At 65.6% G+C, this 18,261-nt stretch carries 12 protein-coding genes; 4 read left to right on the forward strand and 8 right to left on the reverse strand.

Annotated elements, in window-relative coordinates:
* Positions 1-95: 95 nt before the first annotated feature.
* Positions 96-2,375, reverse strand: coding sequence for a fused MFS/spermidine synthase (locus MTX21_RS16435; protein WP_280965821.1), 2,280 nt, complete (start codon positions 2,373-2,375; stop codon positions 96-98).
* 185 nt (positions 2,376-2,560) lie between these two features.
* On the opposite strand from MTX21_RS16435, the gene MTX21_RS16440 reads away from it, so the two are divergent.
* On the forward strand, positions 2,561-4,171 hold the full coding sequence (locus MTX21_RS16440) for an NAD(P)/FAD-dependent oxidoreductase (RefSeq protein ID WP_280965822.1): 1,611 nt from the start codon (positions 2,561-2,563) through the stop codon (positions 4,169-4,171).
* Between the two features lie 440 nt (positions 4,172-4,611).
* Here MTX21_RS16440 and MTX21_RS16445 read toward each other — a convergent pair whose 3' ends face one another.
* Positions 4,612-4,776, reverse strand: a complete 165-nt coding sequence (locus tag MTX21_RS16445) for a Flp family type IVb pilin (protein ID WP_280965823.1) — start codon at positions 4,774-4,776, stop codon at positions 4,612-4,614.
* 155 nt (positions 4,777-4,931) lie between these two features.
* On the opposite strand from MTX21_RS16445, the gene MTX21_RS16450 reads away from it, so the two are divergent.
* Positions 4,932-5,819, forward strand: coding sequence for a 50S ribosomal protein L11 methyltransferase (locus tag MTX21_RS16450; protein WP_280965824.1), 888 nt, complete (start codon positions 4,932-4,934; stop codon positions 5,817-5,819).
* Between the two features lie 113 nt (positions 5,820-5,932).
* Here MTX21_RS16450 and MTX21_RS16455 read toward each other — a convergent pair whose 3' ends face one another.
* Entirely contained in the window at positions 5,933-6,115 is a 183-nt protein-coding gene (locus tag MTX21_RS16455; RefSeq protein WP_280965825.1) for a hypothetical protein, read from the reverse strand.
* A 188-nt stretch (positions 6,116-6,303) separates the two neighbouring features.
* Between MTX21_RS16455 and MTX21_RS16460 the strand changes: the two genes are divergently transcribed.
* Positions 6,304-8,133 carry an aminopeptidase P family protein gene (locus MTX21_RS16460; protein ID WP_280965826.1) on the forward strand — a complete coding sequence of 610 codons (1,830 nt, stop codon included), beginning with the start codon at positions 6,304-6,306 and terminating at the stop codon, positions 8,131-8,133.
* Between the two features lie 340 nt (positions 8,134-8,473).
* Complete coding sequence (locus tag MTX21_RS16465) at positions 8,474-9,754, forward strand: multidrug effflux MFS transporter (protein WP_280971075.1); 1,281 nt, start codon at positions 8,474-8,476, stop codon at positions 9,752-9,754.
* 170 nt (positions 9,755-9,924) lie between these two features.
* Here MTX21_RS16465 and ligA read toward each other — a convergent pair whose 3' ends face one another.
* The 5 genes from ligA to ftsZ form a co-directional block, all read right to left on the reverse strand.
* Complete coding sequence (ligA, locus tag MTX21_RS16470; RefSeq protein WP_280965827.1) at positions 9,925-12,078, reverse strand: NAD-dependent DNA ligase LigA; 2,154 nt, start codon at positions 12,076-12,078, stop codon at positions 9,925-9,927.
* Between the two features lie 175 nt (positions 12,079-12,253).
* Positions 12,254-13,927, reverse strand: coding sequence for a DNA repair protein RecN (recN, locus tag MTX21_RS16475; RefSeq protein ID WP_280965828.1), 1,674 nt, complete (start codon positions 13,925-13,927; stop codon positions 12,254-12,256).
* A gap of 15 nt (positions 13,928-13,942) precedes the next feature.
* A complete protein-coding gene (locus tag MTX21_RS16480; protein ID WP_280965829.1) occupies positions 13,943-14,845 on the reverse strand; it encodes an outer membrane protein assembly factor BamD in 903 nt (300 codons plus the stop codon).
* A 255-nt stretch (positions 14,846-15,100) separates the two neighbouring features.
* A complete protein-coding gene (gene lpxC, locus MTX21_RS16485; RefSeq protein ID WP_280965830.1) occupies positions 15,101-16,063 on the reverse strand; it encodes a UDP-3-O-acyl-N-acetylglucosamine deacetylase in 963 nt (320 codons plus the stop codon).
* A 363-nt stretch (positions 16,064-16,426) separates the two neighbouring features.
* On the reverse strand, positions 16,427-18,223 hold the full coding sequence (gene ftsZ, locus MTX21_RS16490; RefSeq protein ID WP_280965831.1) for a cell division protein FtsZ: 1,797 nt from the start codon (positions 18,221-18,223) through the stop codon (positions 16,427-16,429).
* Positions 18,224-18,261 lie beyond the last annotated feature (38 nt).

Consider the following 18,261-nt stretch of genomic DNA (forward strand, 5'->3'; position numbering starts at 1 on the left):
CGACGCAGAGCCGGGACCCAGGCCCCGGCTCTGCAGCGCACCGCAACACATTGCGCTGCGTCCGGGGCACGAGATTCTCTACTGTCCTAACAGCCCTACTCCCCATTCCTCAGGCGCCGATAGAGCGCACCGAGGATGTTGGAATAGTCGTCGGTCCAAACCCGCACGTTGTCGTCGGCATCGGTCTCCTCCCACTGCTTGGAGGCGGCGAGCTTGCCGACGTCCGCCTCCTCGCGTGCGGAGATGACGACGTCGGTCGAGAAGATGTAGTCCGCGTCGCGCCCGGAGTCCTCGTTGTAGACCCAGCTCTTCAAGTCGTTGGCATCGGCGATACCGACCACGACGGGCTCGAGATCGAGATGCCGGTTGGAGACGTGCATCACCACGGCGCCGTGCGGGGCGAGCTTGTCCTTGTAGATCTTCATCGCCTCCGCGGTGGCGAGATGGATCGGGATCGCGTCCGACGAATAGGCATCGACGATGATGAGGTCGTAGGCGCCGTCCGGCTCCTTCGCGAAGGTGAGGCGCGCATCGCCGATCACCGGCTTCAGGTCCGGCGCGCAACTCGAGATGTAGCGGAAATTCTTCGGATCACGCGCGGCGTCGACCATGGACTGGTCAATCTCGAAAAACTTCCAGCTCTCCCCTCGCTCCGCAGCGCAAGCGAGCGTGCCCGATCCGACGCCGATCGCGGCGACCTTCAGCGGCGCGCCCTTGCGCTCGCGGATCGCGGTGATGGCCTGACCGATGCCGCCGTCCTTATGGTAATAGGTGATCGGCTCCGGGCGGCCCGTGACCGGCGTGCCGTCATTGTTGCGGAAGCGCTCGGCGCCGTGAATCGTGGTGCCGTGCATCAGCACGTGGAAATAGCCGCCGGGCGTCACAACGATCTTGTGCACGCCGAAGAAGCTGCGCACCGTGACGACACGGCCCTCATCCGCCGGATAGATCCGCGCCAGCGCCAGCGCGAGCACGACGGTGGCAAAGATCTTCCAGCGGCCGGCATTGAGCGTGAGCGCCAGCAACGCGGCGAGCACACCGACGGCGCCGGCAACCCACACGCGGTGATCCTCGAACCAGGTCGAGAGGTCGCCCGTCGTCCAAGATGGGGCAATCAGCGCCACCGCGAGTGCGATGAGCACCAGCCAATACCATTTGACGAGGCCCGCGAGTCGCTCGTCTGCCGAGGGTCGGCAGAGCGCGGCAAGCGCGACCAGGATCGGATATTCGGCGATCCACGAGAAGGTGAACGGCGCAAGCAGGCCCGCGAACAGGCCACCGACCATGCCGCCGAACGACAGCGCGACGTAGAAACCAGTGAGATATCTTGCCGCCGGTCGCGTCCGCGCCAGCTCGCCATGACAGGCCATGGCGATGACGAAGAAGCAGAGCTGATGGCCGCCGAGCGTGAGCAGCAGATTCTGCTCGCCGCCGAAGGCCAGCAGCAGGATGACGCCGGCAATCGCGACCGGTTGGAGCATCAGCATCCATTTGTGCGGCAGCAGCGGCCGCGACTGAAACACCAGCACCCAGGTCAACAGATAGAGCGACAGCGGCAACACCCACAAAAGCGGCGCCGCCGCAACGTCGGTGGAGATGTGCGCGGTCACGGCGATGAGCAGGCCCGAGGGCACCGCGGCGAGGAAGATCCAGCGCAGCCGCGTCGCGAGGCTCGGTGCCGGCGCATTGGTGTCCCCGGTTTGCACGGCGACTGCGGTCAGTCTCGGCGAACGCAACAGCAGCACGCCGCAGCCGGCGATCAGGAGGATCAAAAGGCCGTAGCCGCCGGTCCAGAGCCGGTTCTGCGCATGCAGCGTGAACATCGGCTCCAGCAGGAACGGATAGGACAGCAGCGCGAGGAAGCTGCCGATGTTGGAGGAGGCATAGAGGAAGTAGGGATCGTGCGCATCGGGATGACCGGTGCGGACGAACCAGGCCTGCAGCAGCGGGTTGTTGGCCGCGAGCGCGAAGAACGGCAGACCGATCGAGACCGCGAACAGGCCGAGCAGCCAGAACGCATAGCCTGAACTGGGCGGCTCGCCATAGGCGGTAGCGATGCCGAGCGGCAGCGTGGCGAAGGCCGCGATCAGCAGCATCAGATGCACCACCACCGGAATGATGCGGTTCCTGACCTGCATCAACAGATGCGCATAGGCGTAGCCCGCAAGCAGCAGCGACTGGAAGAACACCATCGCCACCGACCACACGGCCGGCGAGCCGCCGAGCCGCGGCAGCACCATCTTGGTAAACAGCGGCTGCACCGAAAACAGCAGCAGAGCGCTGACGAAGATCGCGGCCGTATAGACCGTCAGCAACAGGCGGTTGCGCGACGAAGACGGCTGCTCCATGGCAGCGGGTTGCACGATCGAATCCATGCGGGCTCCGGCTTCACCCCGGCGGGCGCCGGGCGCGCGCAATGGAGCACAAGGGCCCTGAACGAGCAATAAAGGCTGTCGTGATGTTGCGGCGGGCAATGCCTGATATACACCTGATATACAGGTGTCATTCCGGCACGCGCGAAAGCGCAAACCCAGAATGGCCGTGGAACAAGTTGAACCTCATGACCGAAACCGACGTCGTCATCATCGGCGCTGGCCATAACGGCCTCACCTGCGCGGCCTATCTCGCGATGGCGGGCCTGCGCGTATGCGTGGTCGAACGCCGCAAGGTGGTCGGCGGCGCAGCGGTCACGGAGGAGTTTCATCCGGGTTTCCGCAACTCGGTTGCAGCCTACACCGTGAGCCTGCTCAATCCGCAGGTGATCCGCGACTTGAAGCTCGCCGAAAGGGGCCTGCGCGTCGTCGAGCGGCGCGCGCAGAATTTTCTGCCCGCGCCCGATGGCCACTATCTCCTCACCGGCGAGGGAAGGACGAAAAGCGCGGTCGCGCGGCTCAGCGCCCATGATGCCGACGCGCTCGACGGCTTCTCGCGCGAGCTGGAGGACATCGCCGACGTGTTGCGGCAGTTCGTGCTGCGTGCGCCGCCGAACCTGCTCGCCAGCTTTGGTGTTGGCGCGATCCGCGAGGCCATGAACGCGGTCCAGAGCGCCAACATCCTGCGTGGGCTGACGCTGGAACAGAGCCGCAGCCTGCTCGACCTCTTCACCCGCTCGGCCGGCGAGATGCTGGACGAGCGGTTCGAGCACGATCTCGTCAAGGCGCTGTTCGGCTTCGATGCGATCGTCGGCAACTACGCGAGCCCTTACGCGGCGGGATCGGCCTATGTGATGCTGCATCACGCCTTCGGCGAAGTGAACGGCAAGAAGGGCGTCTGGGGCCACGCCATCGGCGGGATGGGCGCGATCACGCAGGCGATGGCGCGCGCCGCGCGCGACCACGGCGTCACGATCGAGACGGACGCCGGCGTGCGCGAGGTAATCGTCGAGCGCGACCGCGCGGCCGGCGTGATCCTGGAAAATGGCGAGACCATCCGCGCGAAATATGTCGCGGCCAACGTCAATCCAAAGCTGCTCTATACGCGGCTGGTCGCGGCGCAGGCCCTGCCCGCCGACTTCCTCGCGCGCATTCGCCACTGGAAGAACGGCTCCGGCACCTTCCGCATGAACGTGGCGCTGGACCACCTGCCCTCCTTCACCGCGCTGCCGGGCGAGGGCGATCATCTCACCTCGGGCATTATCATCGCGCCGAGCCTCGGCTACATGGACAGCGCCTATCTCGATGCGCGCGCACAGGGCTGGAGCCGGGAGCCGGTCGTCGAGATGCTGATCCCCTCGACACTCGACGACACCCTTGCGCCCGCGGGCAAGCACGTCGCGAGCCTGTTCTGCCAGCACGTCGCTCCGGAACTGCCCGACGGCAAGTCCTGGGACGATCACCGCGAGGAAGTCGCCGATCTCATGATCGCGACGGTGGACAAATATGCCCCTGGCTTTGCGGCCAGCGTGCTCGGCCGCCAGATTCTCTCGCCGCTCGATCTCGAACGGCAGTTCGGCCTGCTCGGCGGCGACATCTTTCACGGCGCGCTGACGCTGAACCAGCTTTTCTCGGCGCGGCCGATGCTGGGCCACGCCGATTACCGCGGGCCGCTGAAGGGCCTGTATCACTGCGGTTCCGGCGCCCACCCCGGCGGCGGCGTCACCGGCGCGCCCGGCCATAACGCGGCGCGGGTGATCCTAAGGGATCATCGCTCGCTGTTCGGAACCCGTGGATAAGGCTGTGGATGAGCTGTGGGCGGGCCGTCGACCGAGGAAAATCACGCATGGATGAGGATGGTGCAGGTTCGGTCGTCACCAGGAACGTCCCCCGAATACCCTTGTCGTAGGAAGTCCGCCGCGGTCGTTCGTTCGACCGGCGAACGCTGGAGGAACATCCGCCACGGGGCGTGAGCGGAAATTCCAAACTGAGGCACGACCGGCGAGGCCGTGGATGCCTGTGCGCAGCGGGGGAAATGCTGTGGAAATCTTTTGGGGATAAGCGGCGGGATAAGTTGGTCGACAGCCATCCGAGGAAGAGGCGGACGGCTTGGGGACATCGCTGTGAAAGCCGCCGCCGAAAGCGACTACGCCCGCCAGGGGGCAATCCCCTTGCGGGCGTTGGTCAAAAAAGCCGTCTATGAAGAATGTAGCCGCCGCTGGGAAATGGAAGGCTGAAATTACTTCAAGGAGCTGCTAATCGCACCGAACTTCTCGTTCAGGGTGGTGCCCAGGCTGTTCACCACGGTGATGATCGCCAGCGCGATACCGGCTGCGATCAGGCCGTATTCGATCGCGGTCGCCCCGGATTCATCGGACCAGAACTTCTGAACCAAACGCTTCAAGACTCGCCTCCGTTTCCATTTCAAGCTGTGTTGGTTGCCTCCAACATCCGGAAAGCTACGGGATACAACCTACGGTCAGGTTAATCCGAGAACTGCAAGTTATGCGGAAAATTGGGAACAAAAACTCTAAAAATTGAATCCAGCGGAACCTTAAGATGCAGCCCTCTCCCACCCATCGCGCAAGCTTTTCAATCGGCACTGAGGCCGCGGCCAAGCGTGTCGTCGACGTGCTCACCGAGGTCTTTTTCGATGGCGACGCGGCAGTTGCCGCCTTCGAGCGGCCGGACGGACAATGGGACGTCACCCTGCATTTCGCCGAGGCGCCTGACCAGGCGTTATTGCGCGAAGTCGTTGCAACTTCAGCAGGAAACGAGATCGCAGATCAGCTCGCCTTCGATACGATCGAGGCCAAGGACTGGGTCAAGGCGAGCCTGGAAGATCTCGTCCCGGTGCCGGCGGGGCGCTTCGTGGTGCACGGCAGCCATGATCGCGACCGCGTGGCGCAGAACAAGCTCGCCATCGAGATCGAGGCGGCGCTCGCCTTCGGCACCGGCCATCATGGCACCACGCGCGGCTGTTTACTGCTGCTTGACCATATCCTGAAGAGCGCGCGGCCACGGCGCGTGCTCGACCTCGGCACTGGCACCGGCGTGCTGGCGATCGCAGCAGCCAAGGCGCTGCATCGCGCGGTGCTCGCCTCCGATATTGACCCGCCTTCCGTGCGCGTGGCGGCCGAGAACGCCAGGCTGAATGAAGTTGGTCACCATGTGCGGGCGATCCGCGCCACCGGCTTCGCCGCGCCGGACTTTGCCGAGTGCGGCCCGTTCGACCTGGTGCTGGCCAACATCCTCGCCAATCCGTTACGGCAATTGGCGAGCCCGATGACGCGGCATCTCGCCCCTGGCGCCCGGGTGATCCTTTCCGGCCTGTTGACACATCAGGCCCCTGCTGTGATCGCCGCCTACCGCGCGCGCGGGCTCGTTCCGCTGCGCCATCTGCGGATCGAGGGCTGGAGCAGCTTGTTGCTGCGCAAGGTGGGTTGAGCTGCTGTAGGGTGGGTTAGTGAAGCGTAACCCACCACTTGTCTCGCCCGTGAATGGAAAGTTGGTGGATTACGCCTTCGGCTAACCCAGCCTACGAAGCCGTCGATGCGGCGCTACTCCGCCGGCTTCTCTTCCCGGCGCGTCGGCGCGCAGTCGCCTTGCAGGGCACGCCGGGCGCGGCGCTCGGCGAAACGGTCGATCATCTGGCTGATGACGCCGCGCGGCTTCTTGGGCGTCGTTGCAGCCGGGGCGCGGCGGACCGGCGGCGAGATCTTCTCAAAGGTGAACGCTGGCATCGTGTGTCCCCTCGCCGTTGAGTAGAACCACTTGCTCGAATTTCCCTGTTATCCGGACGAAGCCTAGAGGCCGCATCCCTTTACTCCACGCGACTCAGACGGAATTTTTCAAGCACAGTCCATGCCAAATGCGCTGCAAATGCGTCTACATTGCGGACTGATCCCCTTGATCCTAGACTGAGCCTGCCATGTTCGAAGCGCACTTCCAGACATTCGAGGAGCCGGAGGCCGGCGTCGCATTGACGGCGCGGCTTGCCGCATTTCGTGAAGAGCTCGCTCGCCGCAAGCTGTCGGGGTTCGTGATTCCGCGCGCCGACCAGCAGCAGAATGAATATGTGGCGCCATCGGAGGAGCGGCTCGCCTGGTTGACCGGTTTCACGGGATCGGCGGGACTTGCGGTGGTTCTGACCCTGGAGGCCGCAGTCTTCGTCGACGGCCGCTACACGCTTCAGGCCGCCAAGCAGGTCGATGCGAAGGCCTGGGCGGTGGAGTCCTTGATCGATCCGCCGCCGGAGAGTTGGCTGACGGCGCATCTGAAGCCCGGCGACCGCCTCGGATTTGATCCGTGGCTGCACACTTTTGCAGCAGCCGAGCGCCTCGCAGGCGCCTGCGCCAAGGCCGGCGCCGAGCTGGTCGCCGTCGACAGCAACCCGGTCGACACCGTCTGGCCGGACCGGCCGCTGCCGCCGCTCGCGCCGGTCGCGGTGCACGGCCTGCAATATGCCGGCACCGCCGAAGCCGAGAAGCTGAAGCAGATCCGCAGCGAGATCGAGAAGCTCGGTGTCGATGCGCTGGTGCTGTCGGACAGCCATGCCGTGGCATGGACCTTCAACATTCGCGGCGCCGACGTCGCGCACACGCCGCTGCCGCTGTCCTACGCGCTGGTGCCGAAGGACGGCCGGCCGACCGTGTTCATCGACCACCGCAAGCTTTCCAACCTGACCCGCGACCATCTCGAGCAGTCGGCGGATGTGCGCGAGCCCGATGCGATGGCGCCGACGCTGATGGCGCTCGCCAAGAGCGGCGCCGCGATTGCGCTCGACAATGCCACCGCGGCCGATGCGCTCAGCCGGTTGATCACAGGCGCCGGTGGCAAGCCGGTGCGCGGCAACGATCCGATTGCGCTGTTGAAGGCGGTCAAGAATACGACCGAGATCGCCGGCACGAAAACCGCGCACCGGCGCGATGCCGTGGCGCTGGCGCGCTTTCTCGCCTGGGTCGACCGCGAGGCAGGAAGCGGCAAGCTCACCGAGATCGATGCCGTCGAGGCGCTGGAGACGTTCCGCCGCGACACCGGTGCATTGAAGGACGTGTCGTTCCCGACCATCTCCGGCACCGGACCGAACGGCGCTATCGTGCACTACCGCGTCACCCGCAAGAGCAACCGGCGGATCGCACGCGGCGACCTCTTGCTGATCGATTCCGGCGCACAATACGAAGACGGCACAACCGACGTCACCCGCACTATGGCGGTGGGCGAGCCGACCGCCGAGATGCGCGACCGCTTCACTCGTGTCTTGCGCGGCCACATCGCGATCGCGCGCGCGGTGTTCCCCGACGGCACCACCGGCGCGCAGCTCGACACGCTGGCGCGGCAATATCTCTGGGCCGCCGGCGTCGATTTCGAGCACGGCACCGGCCACGGCGTCGGCAGCTATCTCTCGGTGCATGAGGGGCCGGCGCGGATCTCGAAGCTCGGCACCACGCCGCTGAAGCGCGGCATGATCCTCTCCAACGAGCCCGGCTACTACAAGACCGATGGTTTTGGCATCCGCATCGAAAATCTCGAGCTGGTGGTCGCGGCAGACATTCCGGGCGCCGAGAAACCGATGAATGCATTCGAGACGCTGACACTGGCGCCGATCGACCGCCGGCTGATCGACGTCGCGATGCTGAGCCGCGACGAGCTCGATTGGCTCAATGCCTACCACGCCCGCGTGAGCGCCGAGGTGCGGCCGGCGCTGGATGAAGCGACCAGGGCGTGGCTGGATCAGGCCACGGCGGAGCTGAAGCTGTAAGCATCGTCATTCCCAGGCAGCGTGACGCATGGCGCCACGCAATTTGCGCAACTCTCTCCAACGTCACAGCCGTCGTTCCCCGCGAAAGCGGGGAATCCAGTACGCCGCGGCTTCTCCGTATCCTCGCACAGCCTCTGGAATACTGGATCACCCGCTTTCGCAGGTGATGACGGAGAGTTTGCGGGCGCCAGATCACGCCACATCCCCGTAGAACAACGGCCTCTCCGCCCATCATCATCATAACCCTCCCGGTTTCGGTATGGCCGCATTCCGAAACGCCGATATGCGTCTTGCGCGAGCGCGCTACAGTCGATTCGAATTCTTGAAGAGACGGACACGCATGCACGGCATGATCAGCAAGCCGCGGGGAGCGGCAGCGCACGGGAACATCGCGACCTCGCGCGTGATGCTGCTGTTGCTGGTCGTCATGACAGGCATAGCGCCAATCTCGCTCTACATGCTGGTTCCGGCGCTGCCGGTGCTTGCGACGACATTCGGCCGCGACATCTCGATCGCGCAGATGACGGTGTCGCTCTATATGGTCGGCATCGCCTGCTCGCAGATCATCATGGGGCCACTATCGGACAAGTTCGGCCGGCGGCCCGTGCTGCTCGGAGGGCTGGTGCTGATGGTGGCGGCGAGTGTTGCCTGCATCTTCGCGCAAGACCTGCCGCAACTGATCGCCGCGCGCTTCTTCCAGGCGCTGGGCGGCGCCGCCGGCATGGTGGTGAGCCGCGCCATCATCCGCGACATCTACGAGCGCGAGCGCGTCGCCTCCATGATCAGCCTCGTGGTCGCGGCGCTGATGATCGGACAGATGCTGTCGCCGCTGACCGGTGGCCTGATCGAGACCGCGTTCGGCTGGCGCGCGATCTTCTATGCCATCACCATCGGCGCGATCGCGGTCGCCGTCGGCATCGCGTTCGCGCTGCCGGAGACGCGCCGAAACCGCGCCGCCGGCAGCGGCTTTCGCGGCGATGTCGGCATCCTGATCAGGAACCGCGCCTTCGTCGGCTATGTGCTGTGCCAGGTGCTGGCTTCGCAGATCATCTTCGCCTTCGCCGGCGGCGGTCCCTACATCGTGGTGACGCAGATGGGCCGCAGCAGTGCCGAATATGGTGCGTGGTTCGCGACGACCGGCTTTGCCTATCTGGTCGGCAATCTGCTCTGCGTGCGCTTTGCGCCGCGGCACTCACTCGAGAAGCTGATCTGGCTTGGCCTCGGCCTGCAACTCTGCGGCAGCCTCGCCAACCTCGTGTGGAGCTTTGCGGGCTGGAACGAAGCGCCGGCATGGCTGTTCGGAACGCAGATGATCGTGATGGCGGGCAATGCCTTCGTGATGGCGAACTCGGCCGCCGGCGCAATCAGCATCCGCCCCGAGGCCGCCGGCACCGCATCGGGCGCGATGGGCTTTCTCCAGCAGGGCATCGGCGCGCTGATGTCGCAATTCGGCGCCTATCTCGGCGGCCATTCCACCACGACGCTGCCGCTGACCGCGGCGATCCTCGCGATTTCGCTACTCTGCGCCGCCACGATGATCTTCATCGTGCCGCGCCGCGAAGTGGTGGTGACCGAGACGCTGATCGAGCAGGCCGAGGAGGAAGAGCGCGGGATGATGTAGCTGTTGCTGTGCGCGACGGCCGTTGCAATACTCTCGGTGTCATCCCCCGCGAAAGCGGGGGATCCAGTACGCCGCGGCCTTTTCGTATCCTCGCACTGTCTCTGGAATACTGGATCGCCCGCCTGCGCGGGCGATGACAGCGGAGCGAGTGGGCACGAGCAGAGCAAACCTCACTCCCCGATCAGCTTCAGCCACTCTTCCTCGGTCAGCACCTTGACGCCGTGCTTGTTGGCTTCCGCGAGCTTCGAGCCGGCACCCGGACCTGCGACCACGAGGTCGGTCTTCTTCGACACCGAGCCCGACACCTTTGCGCCCAGCCGCTCCGCGGTCGCTTTCGCTTCGTCGCGTGTCATGCGCTCCAGCGAGCCGGTGAACACGACAGTCTTGCCGGTGACGGGCGAGTTGCGCTTCGGCTTCTCGGCATCGACGATCTCGACCTCGCTGGTCAGCCGTTCGACGATGCCGCGATTGTGGCTCTCGCCGAAATAGTCTGCGATGCTCTTGATCACGGTGTCGCCGATCTGGTCCAGCGCGTCCATGTCGGCCATCGCCTCCTCGTCGTCCTTGGCGACCCTGAGGCAGGCATCGTGGAAGGCGTCCCACGAGCCATAGCCGCGCGCCAGCGCCAGCGCCGTGGTCTCGCCGACATGGCGCATGCCGAGCGCGTAGATGAAGCGCTCCAGCGCGATCTTGCGCCGGCTTTCGATGGCGCCGAACAGGTTGCGCACCGACGTTGCGCCGTAGCCCTCGATCTGCTCGAGCTTGAGCTTCGAATTGCGCTTTTCCAGCGTGAAGATATCGGCGGGCTCCTTCACGAAACCTTCGTCGAAGAAATATTGGAGTTGTTTCTCCCCCAAGCCGTCGATATCGAAGGCGCGCCGCGACACGAACAGCTTGAGGTGCTCGATCTTCTGATAGGGGCAGGCAAACTCGCCGGTGCAGCGGGCGCGCGAGCCTTCTTCGCCGGTCGCCGTCTCCTCGCGCACGACGTCGGTGTGCAGCGGGCACGGGCACTTCTTCGGGAAATGGAATTCCTTCGCGCTCCTGGGCCGCTTGTCGATGACGACGTCGACGACCTGCGGGATGACGTCGCCGGCACGCTGGATCACGACGGTGTCGCCGATCCGGATGTCGCGGCCCTCACGCAAGACCTCGCCCTTGTTGCCGATGCCCTTGATGTAATCCTCGTTGTGCAGCGTGACGTTCTGCACGATCACGCCGCCGACGCCGATCGGCTCGAGCTTGCCGACGGGCGTGAATGAGCCGGTGCGACCGACCTGGATCTCGATGTCACGCAGCACCGTCATGGCGCGCTCGGCCGGGAACTTGTGCGCGATACCCCAGCGCGGCGTGCGCGAGACGAAACCGAGCCGCTCCTGCCAGTCGATGCGGTCGACCTTGTAGACGACGCCGTCGATGTCGTAGTCGAGCTCGGCGCGCTGCTCCTCGATCGAATGATGGAAGGCCAGCAACTCCTCGACCGAGTGGCACAGCTTGGTCAGCGGATTGGTCTTGAAGCCGCAGCGCTCGAACCAGTGGATCATGCCGCTCTGCGTACCCTCGGGCATCGCACTCATCTCGCCCCAGGCATAGGCGAAGAAGCCGAGCGGGCGCGAGGCCGTGATCGTGGGGTCCTTCTGCCGCAAGGAGCCTGCGGCCGAGTTGCGCGGATTGGCGAAAACGGTGTCGCCGGCGGCCTTCTGCCGCTCGTTGAGCGCCAGGAACGCCTTCTTGGTCATGTAGACCTCGCCGCGGACTTCGCAGATCTCGGGAACGTTGCGGCCCTTCAGCTTCTGCGGCACGTCCTCGAGCGTGCGGATATTGGCGGTGACGTCCTCGCCCACCGCGCCGTCGCCGCGCGTCGCTGCGGTGACGAGCTCGCCGCCCTCGTAGCGCAGCGACATCGAGAGCCCGTCGATCTTCGGCTCGGCGGAGAAATCGATCTTGTCATCGGCAAGCTTCAGGAATCGCGCGATGCGGCCGACGAAGTCGCGCACATCCTCTTCCGCAAAGGCGTTGTCGAGCGACAGCATCGGAAGGGCATGCCGGACTTTCTTGAAGCGCCCTGACGGCGCGGCGCCGACCTTCTGTGACGGCGACTCCGCGCTGACGAACTCCGGAAAGCGCTTCTCGATCGCATTGAAGCGCTGACGCAGCGCGTCATATTCGGCGTCGGTGACCGTCGGCGCGTCCTCTTGATAGTAGCGCCTGTCGTGCTCCTCGAGCTCGAGGGCGAGCCGCATATGCTCGACCTTGGCCTGCGCCTGGGTGAGATCGGCGACGTCGCGAAGCGGCTTGGCTTTGGTTTTTGCTGCTCTTGCCATGGCGCTTGAATACGACGGAGCGGGTGGGACGGTAAAGGCGGGTTGAGGTCTCGTACCCCGGATGCTGCGCAGCGCGCCGCCCCAGCGGCGTGGTGCGCGGCTGATCCGGGGCCCACGTGGCGGCATTCTGGGTCCCGGCGCTGCGGCGCGTTGCGCCGCGTCCGGGACACGAAAGTTAAGCCGTGGCCGCCCGCAGCAACCGTTCCGCCGCCGCCCTTGCCTCCGCCGTGATCTCCGCACCCGCCAGCATCCGCGCGATCTCCTCGCGGCGGTGGTCGGCGGCGAGGGCGTTGACGCGAGTGGCGACGCGCTTGCCCTTGTCGAGCGCGTCCTTGGAGATCAGCAGATGCTGGTCGGCACGCGCGGCGACCTGCGGGGCGTGGGTCACGGCCATGACCTGGACCTTGCCGGCAAGGCGGGCGAGGCGCGCGCCGATGGCATCCGCGACCGCGCCACCGACGCCGGTATCGATTTCGTCGAACACTAGGGTCGGCGCCGAGCCACGGTCGGAGAGGACGACCTTGAGCGCGAGCAGGAAGCGCGACAGCTCGCCGCCGGAGGCAACTTTCATCAGCGCTCCCGGCTTGGTGCCCGGGTTGGTCTGCACCCAGAATTCGACGCGGTCGAACCCTTGCGGTCCCGGCGCGGTCTCGTCGGTCTCGACCTGCGTCATGAACTTTGCGCGTTCGAGCTTGAGCGGAGCGAGCTCGGCATTGACGGCCTTGTTGAGCTTCTCCGCCGATTTCTGCCGCGCCGCCGACAGCTTTTTCGCGGCCGTCGCATAGCGCGAATCGGCTTCGATGGCCGCCTGCTCCAGCTTCTTCAACTGCGTTGCGCCGGCATCGATCAGCACGACGTCGGCGGCGTATTTGGCCGCGAGCGCGGCCAGCCCATCGACCGGCGTCGAATATTTGCGCGAGGCGGCGCGCAGCGCGAACAGCCGCTCCTCGATGCGTTCGAGCTCGGCCGGATCGAAATCGGTCGCCGCCAGGGCAGCCTGGAGGTGCTGATCCGCCTCCTCCAGCGCGTTGATCGCGGCGTCGATCGCCTCGACCGCGGGCTCGACCAGTGCCGGCGAATTGACGCCACGGCGCTCCAGCCGGCGTACTGCGGCCGACAGGGCCGCGACGGGCGAGTGATTGCCGCCGACCGCTTCCTGCGCCTCGCGCAGGTCGGCGGCGATCTTCTCGCCCTGCATCATGGTGGTGCGGCGCGAGGCCAGCGCGGTCTCTTCGCCGTCCTTCGGCGCGAGCTGCTTCAGTTCGTCGGAGGCATGGCGCAAATAGTCGGCCTCGCGGGCGGCGCGCTCCATGCCGGCGCGATGCTCCTCCAGCGCGGTATTCGCCGTGCGGCGCGCGTCCCAGAGCGATTCGACCGTCCCGACATCCTTTTCGAGGCCGGCAAAGGCGTCGAGCAGGCGGCGGTGGGTGGCGGCATCGACCAGCGCGCGCTCGTCATGCTGGCCGTGGATCTCGACCAGCGCGGCACCGACCGCCTTCAGGGTCTGCACGCTGATCGACTGGTCGTTGATGAAGGCGCGGGTGCGGCCGTCGGCGAACTGCACGCGGCGCAGGATCATCTCATCGGTATCCTCCAGCCCATTCTCGGCGAGGATTTTTGCGGCGGGATGGGTCTTCGGCACGTCGAAGACGGCGGTGACCTGGCCCTGCTCCACGCCATGGCGCACGAGGCCGGCATCGCCGCGGCCGCCGAGCGCCAGCGCAAAGGCATCGAGCAGGATGGATTTGCCCGCCCCGGTCTCGCCGGTCAGAACCGCAAGGCCGGGTGCGAATTCGATATCGAGCCGTTCGATCAGGACGATGTCACGGATCGACAGACGCGCCAGCATGGAACCCCAAATTTCCTAGCCGAGGCCCATCTTCTTGAAGGTCCTGCTGATCCAGGACCCCTGATTCTCGCTCGGCTCGAGACCGCCGGATTTTACAAGATTATAGGCGTCCTTGTACCAGCGGCTGTCAGGAAAATTGTGCCCGAGCACGGCGGCCGCCGTCTGCGCCTCGCCGACGATGCCGATCGCCATATAGGCCTCGGTGAGCCGGTACAGCGCCTCCTCGACATGGCGCGTGGTCTGATACTGCGTCACCACGGCCTTGAAGCGATTGATCGCGGCGGTGTAGTCGCGCTTCTGCATGTAGTAGCGGCCGACATTCATTTCCTTGCCGGCAAGCTGGTCGCGCGCGCCCTCGATCTTGGCCTTGGCGCTGGCCGCATATTCCGAGTTCGGATACTTGCGCACCACCTCTTCCAGTGCGGCGACCGCCTTCTCGGTGCGGCCCTGGTCGCGGCTGATGTCCGGGATCTGGTCGTAATGGGAGGCCGCGATCAGATATTGCGCATAGGCGGCGTCCGGGCTGCCGGGATGCAGTGTGACGTAGCGGGTGGCCGCGCCGATGCATCCGTCATAGTCGCCGCCCTGGTAGGCCGCATAGGCCGACATCAGCAGCGATTTGCGCGCCCAGTCGGAATAGGGATGCTGGCGATCGACCTCCTCGAACTTCTTGTTCGCCTGCTTCATGTCCTTCTTTTCGTTCATGAGGTACAGGCCCTCATTGTAGAGCTTGTCGGCGGGCTCCTCGACGAAGGTGTCATCCTTGGCGGTGAACTTGTCCCAGAGGGCGCCGGTGCCGCAGCCGCCGAGCGGCAGCGCGAGAATCAGGAAGGTCGCGGCCTGCGCCAGCCGACGGACCTTGATCGACGCCTTGAGCGAAACCGGAGAATATTCGCGCGTCATACGCTGTGCCGACATGAATTGAGACTCGTCGCCCTGTGATGCGGTGCCCGCCACCCCATGATCCGGCCATATCCCGTCATGGACGCAAGATTGTCCGTGGCGCCCTGCCAATGCGACCACGCCGATGTATCCAAAAAACGATCGTTAACCGACCCGGATAGGTGCGCAATTCGCCCGGATTAAGGCGGCCACGCGTCATGGTAGCCGATCATGGTTACCAGGAGTTTCGCGGGTGCCGCAGGCCACCGAATACCCGTGGCGACAGGTCCTTCAGGACACGTCCGGCCCGTAGGCCGCGGCAATCCGGCCACCGACGATGCCGCTGCCGACCTCGACGACCGGACGGGTGGTGCGGCGGGCCGCCTCGCCATCGACCACACGCCACGCGGTACGGTCGCGGAGGAGCGCGGTCAGAACAGCGTGGTTGAGCTTGTGGCCGCCGCGAACCGAGCGGTAGGCGCCGAGCAGCGGCAGGCCGGCCAGCGCCAGATCGCCGATGACGTCCAGAACCTTATGGCGCACGCATTCGTCGGCGTAGCGCAGGCCCTCTGGATTGAGCAGCCGCTCGTCGTCGAACACGACGGTATTTTCGAAGGAGGCGCCGAGCGCATAGCCTGCGCTCCAGAGCCGCGCCTGGTCGCACATCAGGCCGAAGGTCCGGGCGCGGCTGACTTCGCGACGAAAACGCTCCGGATTGAGCTCGAGCGCAAAGCTCTGCTTGCCGATCACCGGATTGGCGAAATCGATCGCAATCTCGGCGCGGAACCCGCCGGCATAAGGCCGCAGTTCGCCGAAGGAATCACCCATCGCAACCGAAACCGGTTTCAGAACCTGAATGAAACGGCGCTGCGCCGGCTGGGTCACAATCCCGGCCTGCTCGATCGCCGCGACAAAGGCCGCGGCGCTGCCGTCCATGATCGGCACTTCCGGGCCATCGATCTCGATGATGGCGTTGTCGACGCCCATGCCCCGCAGCGCAGCAAGCACATGCTCGGCAGTGGAAACCAGCGGGCCGTCACGGTCGCCGAGAACGGTCGCAAACTCGGTCGCGATCACCTGCTCGGCGGTCGCCTGAACTTCACGGTCACTTCCCTCAAGGCCGGTGCGGACAAAAATATAACCTGCATCGACAGGTGCAGGTCCGAGCGTGAGGGTGACGGGAGAACCGGAATGAACGCCGACGCCGGCCACTGTGGCTTGCGCACGAAGCGTTGTTTGCCGGCTAAATTTCATCAGGAACCGCCCCACCAAGACCCAACTGCGACTTATACAAGACCCGACTGATCGACCCCCGTCGACCGTGCGAATCTCCGTATCCCCAAGTCGTGGTGAACCATAGTCACTGCCCTAAACAGCGCCAACTCACGCTTTTTTACCGATTGTTACCCCAACTCTGCCGTATTCGCGCCAAGGCTTAACCAAATTGCGCCGACGTTGAGGGCGGCTACCGGCAGTTTTACTGAACCACCGAAAGCATAATTAATGATTTAAAATCAGTTGCTTGGGCGCACAATCCAGACCCGCATGATGCAAATGGAAAGGTCCCGGCAAGCCTCCCGCCGGGACCTTTTTTCGTCTGCCTTATTGTAACAATCCTCAGGTCGCCTGCCGCCGCAGGAAGGCCGGGATATCAAGATGGTCGTCTCCCTGTGGCGCCGGCGCAACAGGCGCGGGGCGACCATGGGCGTCCAGACCTTGCGGGGCCGGACGGCGGGCATATTCCGATACCGGCTCATTGGCCGCGATCTGCTGGGCGACGTTGCGCTGCGGCTTGCGCTCGGGCAGCGGCGGCATCGCTGGACCGGCGGTACGGGCCGCGACCGGCGGCTCGCTCTCTTCGTCGCGGCGGCCGAGGCCGACATTGGCGAGGCGCTGGAGTAGCGACAGGCGGGTCTTCTGCGGGTGCTCCTCCTCGACCTCACCGCGAGCCTGGCGAATCTCGGCCTGGGCCGGCATCGGCAGTTCCTCCAGGCGCGGCATCCGCGGCGCGCGCACCGGCGGGCGCTCGGCCTGCGGCGGGATGAAGGTGTCGGGCGTCATCGGCTCCTGCATGGCGTGCGGGGCCTGCTCAGGCTCCGGGAACAGGGTGGGCTTCTGCGCGATCGGACGCACGGTGACGTCGCCGTAAGAGGCGGGCTGCACAGGCGCCGCCGGAACGTCCGGAGCAACCGCGGCGGCGATAGCGGCGAGTGCGGCCCGCTCGACCTGGGGACGCGGCGCGATCGGGGCTGCCGGCGCGGGCGCGCCAGGCGGAATGTGCGCCTCCAGTTTCTGGGCGCGCTCGGCGAGGCGCTGATTGTCGGCACGCAGGCGCGCGGTCAGGTCAGCGAGACGGCTCTCGGCAGCCGCGGCCGGAGCCGCAGGCTGGGCCTGCGGGGCCGGGTTCGCGACGGGAGCGCTGGTCGCCTGGCTGTTGCGGGCGATCGCAGCCTGCTCGATGCCGGTGGCGACGACCGAGACGCGGATCAGGCCGTCGAGCGCTTCGTCGAAGGTGGCGCCGACGATGATGTTGGCGTCCTGGTCGACCTCCTCGCGGATGCGCGTGGCGGCTTCGTCGACTTCGAACAGGGTCAGGTCCTTGCCGCCCGTGATGGAGATCAGCAGGCCCTTGGCGCCCTTCATCGAGGAGTCGTCGATCAGCGGGTTGGCGATCGCGGCTTCAGCGGCCGTCAGCGCGCGCTTGTCGCCGGAGGCTTCGCCCGTGCCCATCATCGCCTTGCCCATCTCCCGCATCACGGCGCGAACGTCGGCGAAGTCGAGATTGATCAGGCCTTCCTTGACCATCAGGTCGGTGATGCAGGCAACGCCCGAGTAGAGCACCTGGTCGGCCATCGCGAAGGCGTCGGCGAAGGTGGTCTTCTCGTTGGCGACCCGGAACAGGTTCTGGTTCGGGATGATCAGGAGCGTGTCGACGACCTTGTGCAGCTCGTTGATGCCCGCTTCCGCGGTGCGCATGCGGCGGCCGCCTTCGAAGTGGAACGGCTTGGTCACCACGCCGACAGTGAGGATGCCCATCTCGCGCGCGGTCTTGGCGATCACGGGAGCAGCACCCGTGCCGGTGCCGCCGCCCATGCCGGCGGTGACGAACACCATGTTGGCGCCCGAGAGATGGTCACGCAGCTCGTCGATCACCTCTTCCGCAGCAGCCGCGCCGACGTTGGGCTGCGAACCGGCACCGAGGCCTTGCGTCACCTGCGTGCCCATCTGCACAATGCGCTGCGCCTTCGACATCGTCAGCGCTTGCGCGTCGGTGTTGGCGACCACGAAGTCGACGCCCTGCAGGCCCGCCGTGATCATGTTGTTGACGGCGTTGCCGCCAGCGCCGCCGACGCCGAACACGGTGATCCGCGGCTTCAATTCGTGAATATCAGGAACATTGATATTGATGGTCATGTTTGCCTCTCGATCACGCGCGCGTGGGTTCGCCCCGG

Origin of the sequence: Bradyrhizobium sp. ISRA430 (assembly GCF_029909975.1) — a bacterium.
Classification (GTDB): domain Bacteria; phylum Pseudomonadota; class Alphaproteobacteria; order Rhizobiales; family Xanthobacteraceae; genus Bradyrhizobium.